Raw genomic sequence first — 13,902 nt, forward strand, 5'->3', positions numbered from 1 at the left:
TCAGATAAGAGAGCGGAAATCTTCGCCGAGCTTGCGCATCGCATCGCGCGCGGCTGGCGAGAAACGTTGCGCGCGCAAAAATCCATGCGGCATCGCTTCGACCATGTCGAACCGGGCGTCGACGCCCGCGCTCTTCAGACGCTCGGCATAGGCTTGCGACTGTTCGAGCAAGGGATCGCGCTCGGCCCCCAGCAACAATGCGCGCGGCAATCCCGCAAGATCATCGGTTTCGAGCGGCGGTGGAAAGGGCAACGGATCGCGGGCGTCGCATTCGCGCCAGGTCGCGTTCATCATCCGGACGATCGGCAGCGTCAAAATCGGATCGCGCGCCCGCTCCAGCCCCGGGCGCGTCTCGTCGAAATCGAACACGCCATAGCAGAGGATCTGCGCGGCCAGCGCCGGCCCGCCGCGATCGCGGGCGAGGATCGCAAGCTGTGCCGCGATACAGGCACCGGCGCTGTCGCCTGCAACGCAAAGCCGCGACGCGTCGATCGCCAGCGGCTCCGCCATCGCCGCGATCCATCCGATCGTTTCGAAACATTGTTCGATCATCGCGCGCGGCGTCGCTTCAGGAAGGCGCATATAATGGACGCTGACCACCGTTGCACCGGTCGCTTCGGCGAGCGCGGCGGCCAGACAATCATAGCTTTCGATGCTGCCGGTGGTGAAACCCCCGCCATGGAAATAGGCGATGGCCGGCTGCGCCCCCTCACCCGCCGGGCGATAGATGCGCACCGGCGTTTCCAGCCCCGGCGTCACTGCGAAACTGTCGGTGACGCGCATGCCCTGCGGCCGCGGCACGGCGATGCGATACGCATTGGCGTCGGCAATCAGCCGCGCGGTTTCCAGATCGGGACGCGGCCCGTCGCGCGCGATCCGGACCGCCGCGATATATTCGGCGATCCCTGCGGGCAGCGCGGCGGCGTCGGGCTCGGTCAGTGCCACAGCGCCTGCGATGCCAGGCCGGCGCCTTCGACCAGCGCGGACAGCTTCGCCCATTGCACTTCGGGATGGACGCGCGCCATGTTCCACCCTTGCGAAAAGCCGCAATCGGTGCCGGCGATCACATTCTCGCGCCCGACGACGCTCGCATAATTCTGGATGCGCCACGAAATCAGCTCGGGATGCTCGACCACATTGGTCTGGTGGCTGATCACGCCGGGTACCAGGATCTTGCCGTCGGGCAGCTTCACATCCTTCCAGACCATCCATTCATGCTCGTGACGCGGATTGGCGCCTTCGATCACATAGGCCTGTGCCTTGATCTTGAGAATGATCTCGACAACTTCGCGCAGCGGCACGTCGGTCGTGTGCGGCGTGTTCATGCTGCCCCAGCACATGTGATAGCGGACGCGATCCTCGGGAATGTCGCGCAGCGCGTGATTATAGGCCTCGACCTGCCGTTCGGAGGCACGGCGCAGATCCTCAGGGCTGGGATTGGGATTGCCCGGCAGCACCTGATTGCGCGCGGGCAGCCCCAGATCGAGCTGGACGACGAAACCGGCATCGACGATCGCCTTATATTCGACGGCCATCGCATCGGCGAGCGCATAGAGATATTCGGATTCGCTCGAATAGACATCGCTCCAATCGGCATCGTCGCGCGCGGGCGTTGCCGACGGCATGAATGCCTCGACGAAATCCTGCCCGTCCAGCGCCGCCTTGTAATTGGTCAGATCAGTCCGGAGCGCGTCGACGCCGGCATAGGTGATCGGCCCGGCAACGCGCGTGCGCGGCATCGGCGCCGCCGCAGCCGATTTGACCTTTTCGGGATCGAGCTCGGGCGGCATCCACATCGTCTTGTACATGGCGTTATACTGTTTCATGAAACCGGGAAATTCCTCGGTCAGCAGGCCGTAATAGGCTCCGCGCTGCTGCGGCGGCACTTTCTCCAGCCCGCCCAGCCGCTCGACCACATAATTGTGAAAGCTCGGCTTGGAGATTTCGCCGTCGCTGGGAATATCGATGCCGATTTCCGCCTGTTTGGCGACGATGTCCTTCACCCCCTGCGCGACGTCACGCGCAAGCTGCGCTTCGTCGACGGGTTCGCCATTGACCTTGTCCATCATCCCCTTGAGCACGGGGAGCGGACGGATCAGACTGCCGACATGAGTCGTCAGGATGCGGTCGGTGCTGCGCTTCACATCTTCTCCTGCGGCCGCATGGTTGTCGCGGCTCTCCTTGCGTGCCAAGGCAGGCTAAAAGCAGCTTGGCTTATATGAATCCTGCTGCCATGTTGAATGGCGTTTGTAAATAGCAAGCAAGGGACGAGGATGTTTCTCAACGCAAAGGTGAAGCGCAAGCTGGAGGCCGGCGAGGTCGTATTCGGCAGTTTCCTGAAACTCGATGCGCCGCCGATCGCCGAGCTGTACGGGCTGGCCGGGTTCGATTTCGTGATCATCGATGCCGAACACGGCACCTATACCCATGCGGGGATCGAAAATATCGTCCGCACCTGCGAGCTGGTGGGGATGAGCAGCATCGTGCGTACCCCCGATGCCGAGGAAGCCAATATCCTCCATGTGCTCGACAGCGGCGCGAGCGGGATTCAGGTGCCTTCGCTCAAGTCCGCCGATCAGGTACGCGACGTGATCCGCAAGGCGAAATATCATCCGCTGGGCGAGCGCGGCGCGGCGCGCGCGTGCCGCGCAGGTGCCTATGGCACCACCGGCGCGGACTATGAAACCCGCGCCAATGCCGACACGCTGGTCGCGGTGCATATCGAAAACAAGGAAATGGTCGAGGAAGTCGAGGCGCTGTGCGGCATCGACGAGCTCGACGTGCTGTTCATCGGTCCGGGCGATCTCAGCCACTCGCTCGGCCATCCTGGCAATGCGAGCCACCCCGATGTCGTCGCCGCGATCGATCGCGTGATCGAAGTCGCCGCCGGGCGCAAGCATATCGGCACCGTCGTCGCCAACAAGGCGCAGCTCGACGCCTATGTCGCGCGCGGCGTTCGCTATATCGCCTGGCTGTCGGACATGGGATTGATGCGCGCGGCGCTGAACAAGGCGGCGGAGAATTTCGCATCGCACCGCGCCGGAGGAGAAACGGCATGAAAAGACCCGCGGGCGGACGCGGCAGGGAACTGGCGGCGGTTGCCCCCCTGCTCGACGAGATCACCGAGAATATTCTCTATGACAAGGTCTGGGACCGGCCCGAGCTGTCGCCGCGCGACCGCAGCCTGATCACCATCACCTGCCTGATCGCGCTCAACCGCGATCAGACGCAGGGCCATATGGAGCTGGGACTGGAAAACGGCCTCACCGAAGAAGAACTGGGCGAAGCGATCGCCCATATCGCCTTCTATGCCGGATGGCCGGTGGCGGTCAGCGCCGCGCGCAAGCTCAAGAACATCGTCGATGCGCGAGCCGGGGCCGAATAGCGGCACCCGACCGCACACCGATCACATGGCGCGCGCACGACAGGCCGTCGCTTCGATCTCGAGCGTGTCGAGCGAAAAGGAACCGTCGGGCTCGATGGCGAAATAGGTCGCCGTCTCCGCCGAAGCCGCCTGTTGCAGCGATCGGATCGCCGCGCGGTGCGATTCCGGCGTACGCATCCGCTCGACCCAGGACTGATATTCCATCCGCAGCCGGCGTTTGCGCGTGCCGCGCACGCGAAAGCCGGCGCGATCGAGCGCGGCGGACCATTCCGCCTCGGCATAATCGCGGACATGCGATGGATCGCGCAGCAGTTCGACTGCCTGAAGATGCGTGTCGAACAGCGCCTTGCCCGGCGACACCACGTCGATGAAGATCGCCGTCGCACCGGGTTTCAGGACACGGCGCGCTTCGCGCAGGCCCTGCTCGAAATCCCGCCAATGATGCGCGGAAAAGCGACAGCCGAGCAAATCGAACGCTGCGTCTTCGAACGGCAATTGCTCCACCGGAGCGACGCAGGTTTCGATATTTTCCAGCCCGCGCTGCCGCGCGGTCGCCTGCACCGCGTCCATCATCGCAGCCGAAAGATCGACCGCCGTCACGCAACGGGCATGTGCGGCAAGCCGATACGCCGCATGCCCGCCGCCCGATCCAAGGTCGATCGCGCGATCGGGCCGTTCGCGCATGGCAACGGCCTCCAGCGCGTCCAGGTCCTCGCCGGCGGCATGCACTGCGCTGCTGACATAGGCGGCGGCCTGAATGCCGAACTGATCCTCTACGACGGTCATGTGCGAACGGTTCATGTTGCTGCTCCTTCGCAGCGACCAGACGCGCTTCTTTACCCTGGTACAAGAGGTTCACTTATCCTGGTATAAGCTGTGCCATGGAACCGAATGAGAAGCGCATGCTGCTGGGCCGCTTCATCCGATCGCATCGCGAGCGCACCGCGCCGGACGTCGCCACGCCGCGACGCCGAACGCCCGGCCTGCGGCGTGAGGAACTGGCCGCGCGCGCCGGAATCGGCGTGACATGGTGCGCCTGGATCGAGCAAGGGCGCGAGATCAGCGTGTCGGCGCATACGCTTGCCCGGCTTGCCCGGGCGCTTGCACTGACGCCTGCCGAAAGAGCGTATCTGTTCGAACTGGCGGATCGGCGCGACCCCGATGGGCCGGCTAGGGAAACTACATCCGAGGCTCCGGAAGCGATTTCTGCGCTTGTCGCGGCACTGCCTTACCCGGCTTACGGGCTCGACCGGCTGTGGAATGCATGTTGCTGGAATGCGTCCGCGGCGCAGCTTTTCACCGGATGGCTCGATGCGGGAAACCAGCGCAACCTGCTGCGCTTCGTCTTCACGGCGCCAGCGGCACGGTGCCTGCTGCCCGATTGGCAGGAACGGGCGCAGCGCATCCTTGCCGAATTTCGCGTCGATTGCGCGCGGATGGCGCAGGATGCAGCGCTCAACGACCTGGTTCGGCAATTGAGCGAGGAGTCCGAACTCTTTGCCCAGGCGTGGGATGCGCAGTCGGTCATGGCACGCGAAGGCGGCACCCGCCGTTTCACGCATCCGACCGACGGCGATCTGAACTTCATCCAGCACACGCTCAACCCGGCCGAGCGCCCGGATCATAAGCTGGTGATTCTGGTGCCGTGCGACGATCCGCCGACCTGACGCTGTGGGAAGACGCCCCTAGCCGCGCCCGAGAAACGGTATCTTGTTCTGCACCAGCAGCGCGTCATAGAAATTCAAGTGATCGGGCACGTCGGCCATATGGACGATGATCCCCGCCGCATCCTCGGGCTGCGCGATCACATCGTCGGGCAGGCTGCTGATCCCGCCGCCCAGTTCGGTCGCGACGATGCCGGGATGAAAGATCGACACCGCGATATTATCCTCGCGGCAATCGACCGCCAGCGCGCGGGTAAGCCCGTCCAGCCCCCATTTGCTGGCGGTATAGGCCGGGCTTTCCTTGCGCGGCACCCGTGCGGAGATCGATCCGACATTGATGATACGCCCGCGCCCGCGCGCGCGCATGATCGGGATCGCCGCCCGCGCGCACAGAAATGCGGATGTGAGATTGGTGTCGATCACCTTGTGCCACAGCGCGAGCGCCAGCTTGTCGGCGGCGGTGCTGTCGGCGATACCGGCATTGTTGACGAGCACGTCGACGCCGCCGAACCGATCGACCGCGCGCGCGAACAAGGTCGCTACCGCGTCCTCGTCGGTGACGTCGGTCGCAACCGCGACTGCCTCGCCGCCATTCGCTTCGATCTGCTGCACCAGCGCGTCGAGCCGATCGGCCCGGCGCGCGGCGAGCACCAGCTTCGCCCCTTTCGCTGCGAAGCCGGTTGCACAAGCCGCGCCGATGCCCGAGCTCGCGCCGGTCACCACGACCACGCGGCCGCGCAGGATGCTCATGACTGGCCGGCAGCCTTTTCGGCCTGGTCCGAAACCAGCGCCAGCGGATCGTCCGCCACGACAGCGACACCGCCGCCACGATCGGACCGGACATTTTCGAACGTGCCCGCTTCCTTCTTGCGAAGGCCATAGGAACGCACCGGCTCGATATCCTCGCGCGCGACCGGCGCCATGCGCGGTTTGCGCGCAAGTGCCGCCTCCAGATAGGGCGCCAGCTCGGCCTGTTTCTTCGCCAGCCGCGCTTCTTCGCCCTCCTTCAGCCGCGGCATTGCGGTGTCGGCGAACAGTTGCAGCGATTCGCAGATATGCTCGTGGTTCGCAGGCCCGGTCTGCTGGACGAAGATGATCTGATCGACACCGACATCGGCATAGGCCTTGCAGTGTTCATAGACCTGTTCGGGCGTGCCGATGCCGCCATTGCCGTGATTGTCCTCGATCCCGGCCTCGGCCTTTTTGAACCCTTCCCAGACCGCCGAATGGCCGGGAATATGGCGACCGAACGACGCGTAGAAGCCAAGCGAATAGCCGAAATATTTGAACCCTTCGGTGCCGCGACGAATCGCTTCCTGTTCGTCCTCGTTGACCGACAGCGCCGTCACGATCGCGAAGTTCGGATTCACGGCATGGCCGATCGGCACGCATTCGTCCGACTTGATGATGTCGTAATATTCCTTGACCCATTTCCCGGCCTGTTCGGGCGCGGCAAAGCCGAAGACGAGCGCGCCCATGCCGTTGCGCGCGGCGTGCAGGATGGTGTCGCGGCGCGAGCAGGCGACCCATAGCGGCGGGTGCGGCGCCTGAATCGGCTTGGGCACGACGTTGCGCGTGGGCATCGAGAAGAATTCGCCCTCATAGCCCGGATAGGGATTCATCGTCAGCATGTTGGCGCATTGTTCGGTCGCTTCGCGCCATGCCGCTTTCTTGGTGTCGGGATCGACGCCGAACCCTTCCAGTTCCATCGCCGTGCCGCTTTCGCCGGTGCCCCATTCGAGGCGCCCGCCCGAAAGCAGATCGAGCGTGGCGATACGTTCGGCAACGCGCGCGGGGTGATTGATCTTGGGCGGCATCACGCAAATGCCGTGGCCCAGCCGCATCCGCTTGGTGCGCTGGCTGAGCGCGCCCAAAAACACTTCGGGCGCCGAGCTGTGCGAATATTCCTCGAGGAAATGATGCTCGACCAGCCAGGCATAATCATAGCCCAGCTTGTCGGCGAGTTCGAGTTCGTCGAGCGCGTTGTGCAGCACGCGCATATCCTGTTCCGCCGAAAAGGGCGCAGGCGACTGATGCTCGTAAAAAAGTCCGAATTGCATGGTGTTAGCCCCTTTCTATCTGAAATATTCGCAGGAGTGACCGACCGGCATCGTCACAATGTTCCGCGCGGAACGGGGATGCCGGGGATGTTGAGCCGGATGCGGTGGAGCGAGCGCGAACCGGTGAAATAGAGCGTGCGCCAGTCGGCATCGCCCCAGTTCATGTTCGACGTGCGCCCTTCGAGCAGGATGGTGCCCAGATGCTTGCCCTGTGGCGTCAGGATCCAGATACCGCCCGGGCCGGTGCAATAGACATTGCCCTCGACATCGCATTTCATCCCGTCGGGGCCGCCCATGCGATCGTCGTGCCGCATGTCGCAGAACAGCCGCGCGCTGCCCAGATCGACCATGCCGTCGGCTTCGACGTCATAGGCCATGATCAGCTTGCGATGCCGGTTGCTGTCGTTGACGTAGAGAATGGTTTCGTCGGGGGAGAAGCACAGCCCGTTGGGATTGATCAGGTCGCGGATGATCATGTTGATCCGCGCCCCGTCGGGCGACACGCGATAGACGCCCGCGCAATCGATTTCGGGCGGATGTTCGGGCGGCGTGAACGGCACCTTGGGCGGCGGATCGGTGAAATAGACCGCACCGTCCGATTTCACGACGACATCGTTCGGCCGGTTGAGCTTCATCCCGCGATAGGCGTCGGCGATCACCGTGACGCTGCCATCGGCTTCCTCGCGATCGACGCAGCGGCTGAAATGGTGACACACGACCAGACGGCCTTCGCGGTCCCGCGTCTGACCGTTTCCGTTCTTGGTGTCTTCCTTGTCGACCGTAACGCCCTGTTCGGGGTCCCAGCGCATCCGGCGGCTGTTGTGGATGTCGCTGAACAGCAGATAGCCGCCTTCGGAAAACCAGACCGGCCCTTCGGCGGGCCCGGTCGGGCCGCCATAGCCGCGGCCCAGTTCTTCCCAATCCGCGTCGGGCGACACGATCGCGTCGAGCGCCGGGTCGAGTCGTTCGATGGGCATCAGCCTGTTTTCCTCTCATCGCCGGTCTTGTGCCGGGCTGTTTCAGCTTCTGATAACAGCCGCACTGATATCAGCAAAGCTTACATATTGGAAGGCCAAACTGAGATCCCCGCCGTCGCAATCGGCGGAACAGCGACTGTTTCAGTGATTGACAGACAGCCTGGCTTATATAGGTATGAAGCGTCGCGCCGGCATGGCCGGGGCCTCCAACGACCATAAGACTGAGAGGAACCGAAGCGTGGCCCGACCCCCGGTCGATATCGACACTTTTCTCGATTCCGCGAAGCTCCGCCCCTTTCATTTCCGTGTCGTGCTGATCGGCGCGATGGCGATGCTGGTCGATGGCTTCGATCTGGGCGTGTTGAGCTGGGTGCTTCCCAAGATTTCCGATGATTTCGACATCGCGCGCACGTCGCTCACCTGGGTGCTTTCAACGCAGCAGGTGGGCATGGTGCTGGGCGCCTATTTCATCGCGCCGATCGCCGATCAGATCGGCCGGCGACGCTTGCTGATGCTGTGCCTGGGTGCGGTTTCGGCATGTTGTTTCATGACCATCTTTGCCGACACGCTGATCGCGCTGGCGATCTGGCGCCTGCTGACCGGTATTTTCGCCAGCGCGGTCATCGCCAATATGGTGGCGCTGACGTCCGAACTGGCCCCTGCCCGGCATCGTGCGACGATGGTCACGATGGTGCTGGCGGGATCGATGCCGGGCGCCATTCTGGGTTCGTTGATGCAGGCGTTCCTGCTCGAGGATTTCGGCTGGCACGTCGCCTTCTGGATCGGCGCGGCGATGCCGCTGCTGCTGTTGCCGATCATGTATTTCTTCCTGCCCGAATCGCCGCGCTTTCTTGCCGCGCGCAATCACGGCGATCCGCGGCTGCGCAGGATCGTGTCGTCGCTGATGCCGACCGGAGAGGATTTCGAAATCGCGCCGCCCGTCACGCGTGAGGGGCGTTCGGGCAGCATCGCATTGGTGCGCGACCTGTTCCGTCCGGGGCTGGCGGTGCCGACTCTGCTGCTCTGGCTCGCCTTTATCAGCAGCTTCGGCTTCATCAGCGCAGCATTGTGGAAGACCACGGTGTTCCACGACATCGTCCAGCTCGACTGGAGCCAGGTCGGCATCACCACCGCGATCGGCACCGGCTTCGGCGCGCTCGGCATGGTGACGATCGGGGTGATGATCGACCGGTTCGGCTTTCGCGCGATCGTGCCGACCTATTTCATCATCGGCTCGCTCGGCGCGATCGGCATGGGCCTGTTCGCGCCGGGTTGGGGCATGTTCGTCGCGCTGGCGATCAACGCGACGGCGCAGCATGCCGCGCATGCCGGCCTCGCATCGGTGGCATCGACCCTATACCCGACGCGCAACCGCGCGACGGGCGTCGGCTGGGCCTATGGCGCCGGCCGCGCGGCGTCGATCCTGGGGCCGATGTACGGGGCGCTGGCGCTCAAGCACGATCTGGGCGCGATCGGATATTTCTTCCTGCTCGCCGTGCCGCTGGCATCGGCGGGAATCGTGCTGTGGATATTGCTGTCGATGGTGAAGCTCGATCCGGCCAGGCGCGCCGTCGGCCATTGAGGCGCGCGGTCAGGCGCACGGGTTCAGGCGGTGGTCGGGCTCCATCCGAGCAGCCGCTTGACCGTCCCGCCGAAAATCGCGGCCTTGGCATCGCGGTTCAGTTCGTTGCTGTGGAGCAGCATGTCGCGCGTTTCGCTGTACAGGCATCCGCGATTGCGCGAAGGGCCGCCCGCTTTCGCCATGCGCAGCCGGGTATAATCGCTTGCCCATAGCAGCCGGTCGGCGCTGAATGCCGCAATCACGCGCTGCAGGTTCGGCCAGACATCGGCAAAGGGATAGGCTTCGTCCGACAGCAACGGCAGGCCGCACAGCTTGACATGGACATTGGGATATTCCGCCAGCGCGATCAGATCGTCGATATGCTCCCACACATCGTCGCGCGGCGGCGACACCGGATGCTGCGCCAGTCCGACATGGTCGATGACGACGGACAGGTTCGGGTGCCGTTCGATCACCGGACGCATCGCCGCCGATCGGCCATGGGTCGACAGGAACAGCGGCAGCCCGACTTTCTCGGCGACTTCGAACCCGGCATCCATTCCGCCCCCGGCAAAGCCCGCCGATAGTTCGAGGGTGCGGAAATCGGTGACGAGCAGCCGCCCGGCGGCAAGCCGCGCGTCGCCGCGCGCCCGCTCGACCGCCGCGCCCAGCTCCGCGCCGGTGGCCGCGAAGGTTTCGACGCCGATGAAACGCTCCGGGTAGCGCGCGACGCAAGCGTCGATATAGGGCATCGCCGCGACGACGAGCGCGGCATCGACCCCGACCGCATCCATCGCCTCGCGCGCGATTTCCACATTGATCGTCAGCTTTGCCGCGTCGTCCCAGCTTTCATCGACCGGCGTCGGCGGCGCGGGCTGGTGGATCTGTCCGTCGATAATGTCGAAATCGGCGCTTTTCACATTGCATTCCTGATGGCGGGGCCCGGCACGACAGCGGGCCGGAAGGAAAAATTCTTGCGCGTCAGTTGAGCCGCGCGCGGCGGGAAATCAGAAACATCTCGTCGTTGAACCACAGGCCGCCATGCCGCTGCAGCACCTGACGCGTGGCTTCGAGATAGGCATCGTTCGACAGCGCTTCGGATAGCCGGGTATCTTCGATCTGCGCGACATAGCTGGCTGCATTCCACGCGGCGAACAGCGTCGAACTGTGGATACGCGCGCCCTCTCCCACTTCGGTGGGCAGCGCGCGGATATCATAGCGGAACAGCGCTTCTTCATCCGAAAGATCGTGGAAGTGAAAGTCGCGCGCCGCGACGCCCAGATCGTCGGCGACGGCGGCCATCACTTCGCGGCGGCGATGCAGGAACGGGCTTTCCCGGGGCCAGATGGTGCGGATGATCTCCATCCCCGGATCCTCGCCATAGCTTTGAACGCCCATCAGCTTGCCATTGGGCCGCAACGCCCGGACGAGCGGCGCGATGACCCGCGAGCTTTTGAACGAAAGCGGCGCCGATGCGCGATAGGGTTGCGAGAGCAATGCGAAATCGAAATCCGCCATCGCATAGCCGCGCCGCGGCACGATGGGGTCGAGCATGAAGCCGTGATCGCGGCGATAGAGCACCAGCACGACCGGAGTCTTGTACACCGGATTGCCGCTCGTCGGACCGATGCTCGCCTGCCAATGTTTGGCGAGAAACGGTTCGAGCGCCGCAATCTGTTCCTCGAACTCGCCCGCGCTGGTGCCGTCGAGCGCGACTTCGTGCCACACCATCGCACTCGCGCCGCTCGCCGTATCGGGCTGAAGATGCGGGACTTCGTTATATTTGAGATTGGTCATCACCAGCACGGTTCCGGCATGTTCGCGAAACCGGTCGGGCATTTTTTCGAGCGTCAGCCGGATATTCTCCATGCTGATTTCCTTGGCCACCACGTAAAAGGGTACCCAGGGATGGCGGCGGTGCAATCCGCGCAGGATCCGCGCCAGCGCGGTGCCGTCGCCGGTGCCGCCATCGAACAGGCGAATGGCAGGTGGCACCGGCTGGGTGTCGCACAGTTCCTGTACCGCGCGATCGGCGATGATCTGTTTCTCCGTCGTCGTGTTGACGAACATCAGATATTTCTGACGATTGTCATAGAAGCGGAAATTATGTTCGGGTGGCACCCGATCGCGCAGTCCCGGAAGCGCGGCCCGCAGCGCGCTGACCGACGCGCCGTCCTGTTCCTCGATGAAACGGTGAACCCGCTCGATCGTCTGGATCGTCACGCGCCCGCCCTGCTGAAGCCGCGATACCAGCTTGCCGTCATTGACCGCCAGCCGCCCGAACGTCGATTGCGCCATCCTGAGCCGGCGGCAAGCTTGCTCGATCTGAGTCAGCAGGGCCTGGGTGTCGTCCATCGCGCCGCCTATGCGAACCGCACGGCGCGGGCATATCCGCCATCAACGTAAATCAGCGGGTCGACATCGCCGGTCCAGCCGACATGCTTCACTTCGCCGATCACGATTGCGTGCGTGCCGTAATCGAAATGCGACCGATATTCGCACAGGAAATGCGCCTGAGCATCGCGCAGATAGGGCGTGCCGCAATCGCTGGCTTCCCATTGCCCCTCGCGAAACCTTTCCTCGCCCTTCATCTTGCCCGCGCAGGCATTGGAGACCGATAGCTGATCGGCGTGGAGGATGTTGACGCAGAAATTGGCGCCTTCGGACAGCGGCCCGTGCAGGCTGGCGGTGCGATTGACGCAAACGAGCAGCGACGGCGGGTCCATGCTGAGTTCGCTGACCGCCGTCGCAGTCATCGCCCAGCGCCGTCCTTCATGCCAGCACGTGATGACCACCACAGCCTTGCCCAGCCGGCGCAATCCCATGCGCAGTTGCTCGGCAACCGTCATCGGCTCGGTCTCCGAAAGCGTCACGTCGTTCATCATTCTCTCCAATCGCGCCCGGGACCGCCGTGCCGCTCAATAGGCACCAGCTTCCTGCAATGCCTCGCGCGCGTGCCGCCAGCTGTCCGTTCCGGCGGGCAGGCCGACATAGATGGTGGCATGCATCAATATTTCGCGGATTTCTTCCTTCGTCACGCCATTTGCCAGCGCACCCTTCACATGGTTGCGCAGCTGATCCGGGCGCGACTGGCCGACCAGGATCGCGATCGTCAGCATCGACCGGATCTTGCGGTCGAGCCCGGGGCGGCTCCACACATCGCCGAAGCACAGGCGCGTCACCAGATCCTGCAGCGGGTCGGCGAAGTCGTCGGCATTGTCGAGGCTGCGCACGCCGGGTTCGCCGAACATTTCGAACCGCATCGCGCGGCCGCGCTCGTAACTGTCATCCTGTTTCAAGAATATGTCCTTTCAAGGGGCTATTGCTATCCGCCGGGTGCAGCCATGGCAGGATCGCCACTGCCGCTTCGGCAAGTTCTTCGCGGGCGGGCGCCGAAACCGCGACGGCGCGCAAAAAGCCGTGGATCATCCCCGGCGCGATGCGCAGCGACGTCCGCACCCCGGCCTGCGCCAGCCGCGATGCCATGCGTTCCGCCTCGGCACGCAACGGATCCCGTTCGGCCGCGACGATATGCGTCGGCGGCAGTCCGGCAAGATCGGTCCGGTCGATCGGCGCGTGATGATGCGCCAGGCCGCCGCAACGCTGAAACAGTGCGATATATTGGCGGATGCGCAGCCCGGTGAGCAGCGGATCGTCCGACGCGACATAATCCTGCGACCCGGCGTCCATCGCGAAGGTGCCGTAAAAGAGCAGCAGCCCGGCGGGAATATCGCCGTGCGTATCGCGCATATTCGCGGCGGTGGTGAACGCCAGCAGCGCCCCGGCGCTGTCGCCTGCAAGCATCACGCGGTCGGGATCGACGCCCAGCGTTCCGGCCTGTCGTGCCAGCCAGGCAAAGGCCTCGTCGCAATCGGCCTGCGCCTCGCGATAATCGGCGTCGGGCAGGCGGCGATATTCGACGCTGGCAACCACCGCGCCGGTCGCTTCGGCCAGCATCGCGCCGATCACATCGAAGCTTTCGATGCTGCCAAGCGAAAAGCCGCCGCCATGGAAATAACAGATTGCCGGGCGCGCGCCGGTCCCGCCCGGATCATAGATGCGGACGGGTATCTCGCGCCGACTGGCGGCGATCTGACTGTCGAAACGACGAACCCTGGGGTTCAGCCCTTCGGCAAAGCGCGCGCCGCCCAGATCGCCGAACAGCCGCATCTGCGCGATGTCCTGCGCCGCCGGCTGGGCGCGGAACATCGCGACATATTCCTCAATGCCGTCCGCATAGATTGGCACGCGAAGT

15 protein-coding genes are annotated in these 13,902 nt (G+C 64.2%); 4 read left to right on the forward strand and 11 right to left on the reverse strand.

Annotated elements, in window-relative coordinates; all coding sequences use genetic code 11:
• Together DKB74_RS06165 and DKB74_RS18775 are read right to left on the reverse strand one after the other, a co-directional pair.
• Complete coding sequence (locus DKB74_RS06165; RefSeq protein WP_161956812.1) at positions 1-945, reverse strand: alpha/beta hydrolase; 945 nt, start codon at positions 943-945, stop codon at positions 1-3.
• Positions 936-2,144 carry a cobalamin-independent methionine synthase II family protein gene (locus DKB74_RS18775; protein ID WP_161956813.1) on the reverse strand — a complete coding sequence of 403 codons (1,209 nt, stop codon included), beginning with the start codon at positions 2,142-2,144 and terminating at the stop codon, positions 936-938. The genes DKB74_RS06165 and DKB74_RS18775 overlap by 10 nt, the downstream gene beginning before the upstream one ends.
• Positions 2,145-2,273: 129 nt before the next feature.
• Between DKB74_RS18775 and DKB74_RS06170 the strand changes: the two genes are divergently transcribed.
• On the forward strand, positions 2,274-3,059 hold the full coding sequence (locus DKB74_RS06170) for an HpcH/HpaI aldolase family protein (protein ID WP_161956814.1): 786 nt from the start codon (positions 2,274-2,276) through the stop codon (positions 3,057-3,059).
• A complete protein-coding gene (locus tag DKB74_RS06175; protein WP_109807275.1) occupies positions 3,056-3,385 on the forward strand; it encodes a carboxymuconolactone decarboxylase family protein in 330 nt (109 codons plus the stop codon). Before DKB74_RS06170 ends, DKB74_RS06175 begins: the two co-directional genes overlap by 4 nt.
• Positions 3,386-3,406: 21 nt before the next feature.
• On the opposite strand, the gene DKB74_RS06180 is transcribed toward DKB74_RS06175, so the two are convergent.
• The gene (locus tag DKB74_RS06180; protein ID WP_109807276.1) at positions 3,407-4,186 is read right to left on the reverse strand and encodes a class I SAM-dependent methyltransferase; all 780 of its coding nucleotides are present in this window, start codon (positions 4,184-4,186) and stop codon (positions 3,407-3,409) included.
• Positions 4,187-4,266: 80 nt separating this feature from the next.
• Between DKB74_RS06180 and DKB74_RS06185 the strand changes: the two genes are divergently transcribed.
• Positions 4,267-5,052: a helix-turn-helix transcriptional regulator gene (locus DKB74_RS06185; RefSeq protein ID WP_109807277.1), complete on the forward strand. Its 786-nt coding sequence runs from the start codon at positions 4,267-4,269 to the stop codon at positions 5,050-5,052.
• An 18-nt stretch (positions 5,053-5,070) separates the two neighbouring features.
• On the opposite strand, the gene DKB74_RS06190 is transcribed toward DKB74_RS06185, so the two are convergent.
• Genes DKB74_RS06190 through DKB74_RS06200 form a run of 3 tightly spaced genes read right to left on the reverse strand, consistent with a single transcriptional unit; the run spans position 5,071 to position 8,086 of the window.
• Positions 5,071-5,799: an SDR family oxidoreductase gene (locus DKB74_RS06190; protein ID WP_109807278.1), complete on the reverse strand. Its 729-nt coding sequence runs from the start codon at positions 5,797-5,799 to the stop codon at positions 5,071-5,073.
• Positions 5,796-7,109, reverse strand: a complete 1,314-nt coding sequence (locus tag DKB74_RS06195; RefSeq protein ID WP_109807279.1) for an LLM class flavin-dependent oxidoreductase — start codon at positions 7,107-7,109, stop codon at positions 5,796-5,798. Before DKB74_RS06195 ends, DKB74_RS06190 begins: the two co-directional genes overlap by 4 nt.
• Positions 7,110-7,162: 53 nt before the next feature.
• Positions 7,163-8,086, reverse strand: coding sequence for an SMP-30/gluconolactonase/LRE family protein (locus DKB74_RS06200; RefSeq protein ID WP_109807280.1), 924 nt, complete (start codon positions 8,084-8,086; stop codon positions 7,163-7,165).
• Positions 8,087-8,324: 238 nt separating this feature from the next.
• On the opposite strand from DKB74_RS06200, the gene DKB74_RS06205 reads away from it, so the two are divergent.
• Positions 8,325-9,668 (forward strand): MFS transporter, encoded by a 1,344-nt coding sequence (locus DKB74_RS06205; RefSeq protein WP_161956815.1) that lies wholly within the window; start codon positions 8,325-8,327, stop codon positions 9,666-9,668.
• 23 nt (positions 9,669-9,691) lie between these two features.
• Here the strand turns inward: DKB74_RS06205 and DKB74_RS06210 are convergent, their stop codons facing one another.
• The 5 genes from DKB74_RS06210 to DKB74_RS06230 all read right to left on the reverse strand — a co-directional run bounded on the left by DKB74_RS06210 (position 9,692) and on the right by DKB74_RS06230 (position 13,895).
• Positions 9,692-10,567 (reverse strand): amidohydrolase family protein, encoded by an 876-nt coding sequence (locus DKB74_RS06210; RefSeq protein ID WP_109807282.1) that lies wholly within the window; start codon positions 10,565-10,567, stop codon positions 9,692-9,694.
• A 61-nt stretch (positions 10,568-10,628) separates the two neighbouring features.
• Entirely contained in the window at positions 10,629-12,002 is a 1,374-nt protein-coding gene (locus DKB74_RS06215; RefSeq protein WP_109807283.1) for a hypothetical protein, read from the reverse strand.
• 8 nt (positions 12,003-12,010) lie between these two features.
• The gene (locus DKB74_RS06220) at positions 12,011-12,529 is read right to left on the reverse strand and encodes a flavin reductase family protein (protein WP_109807665.1); all 519 of its coding nucleotides are present in this window, start codon (positions 12,527-12,529) and stop codon (positions 12,011-12,013) included.
• Positions 12,530-12,565: 36 nt separating this feature from the next.
• The gene (locus DKB74_RS06225; RefSeq protein WP_239987403.1) at positions 12,566-12,946 is read right to left on the reverse strand and encodes a carboxymuconolactone decarboxylase family protein; all 381 of its coding nucleotides are present in this window, start codon (positions 12,944-12,946) and stop codon (positions 12,566-12,568) included.
• A complete protein-coding gene (locus DKB74_RS06230) occupies positions 12,933-13,895 on the reverse strand; it encodes an alpha/beta hydrolase (RefSeq protein ID WP_161956816.1) in 963 nt (320 codons plus the stop codon). Before DKB74_RS06230 ends, DKB74_RS06225 begins: the two co-directional genes overlap by 14 nt.
• Positions 13,896-13,902: the final 7 nt, after the last annotated feature.

This window comes from Stakelama portus (assembly GCF_003171655.1).
Classification (GTDB): domain Bacteria; phylum Pseudomonadota; class Alphaproteobacteria; order Sphingomonadales; family Sphingomonadaceae; genus Sphingomonas; species Sphingomonas portus.

What these genes read in the sequence shown, in the direction of transcription:
- DKB74_RS06170 (WP_161956814.1), top strand. Translation starts at nt 2,274, where the DNA reads ATGTTTCTCAACGCAAAGGTGAAGCGCAAGCTGGAGGCCGGCGAGGTC.
- DKB74_RS06175 (WP_109807275.1), top strand. Translation starts at nt 3,056, where the DNA reads ATGAAAAGACCCGCGGGCGGACGCGGCAGGGAACTGGCGGCGGTTGCC.
- DKB74_RS06180 (WP_109807276.1), bottom strand. Translation starts at nt 4,186, where the DNA reads ATGAACCGTTCGCACATGACCGTCGTAGAGGATCAGTTCGGCATTCAG.
- DKB74_RS06185 (WP_109807277.1), top strand. Translation starts at nt 4,267, where the DNA reads ATGGAACCGAATGAGAAGCGCATGCTGCTGGGCCGCTTCATCCGATCG.
- DKB74_RS06190 (WP_109807278.1), bottom strand. Translation starts at nt 5,799, where the DNA reads ATGAGCATCCTGCGCGGCCGCGTGGTCGTGGTGACCGGCGCGAGCTCG.
- DKB74_RS06195 (WP_109807279.1), bottom strand. Translation starts at nt 7,109, where the DNA reads ATGCAATTCGGACTTTTTTACGAGCATCAGTCGCCTGCGCCCTTTTCG.
- DKB74_RS06200 (WP_109807280.1), bottom strand. Translation starts at nt 8,086, where the DNA reads ATGCCCATCGAACGACTCGACCCGGCGCTCGACGCGATCGTGTCGCCC.
- DKB74_RS06215 (WP_109807283.1), bottom strand. Translation starts at nt 12,002, where the DNA reads ATGGACGACACCCAGGCCCTGCTGACTCAGATCGAGCAAGCTTGCCGC.
- DKB74_RS06220 (WP_109807665.1), bottom strand. Translation starts at nt 12,529, where the DNA reads ATGAACGACGTGACGCTTTCGGAGACCGAGCCGATGACGGTTGCCGAG.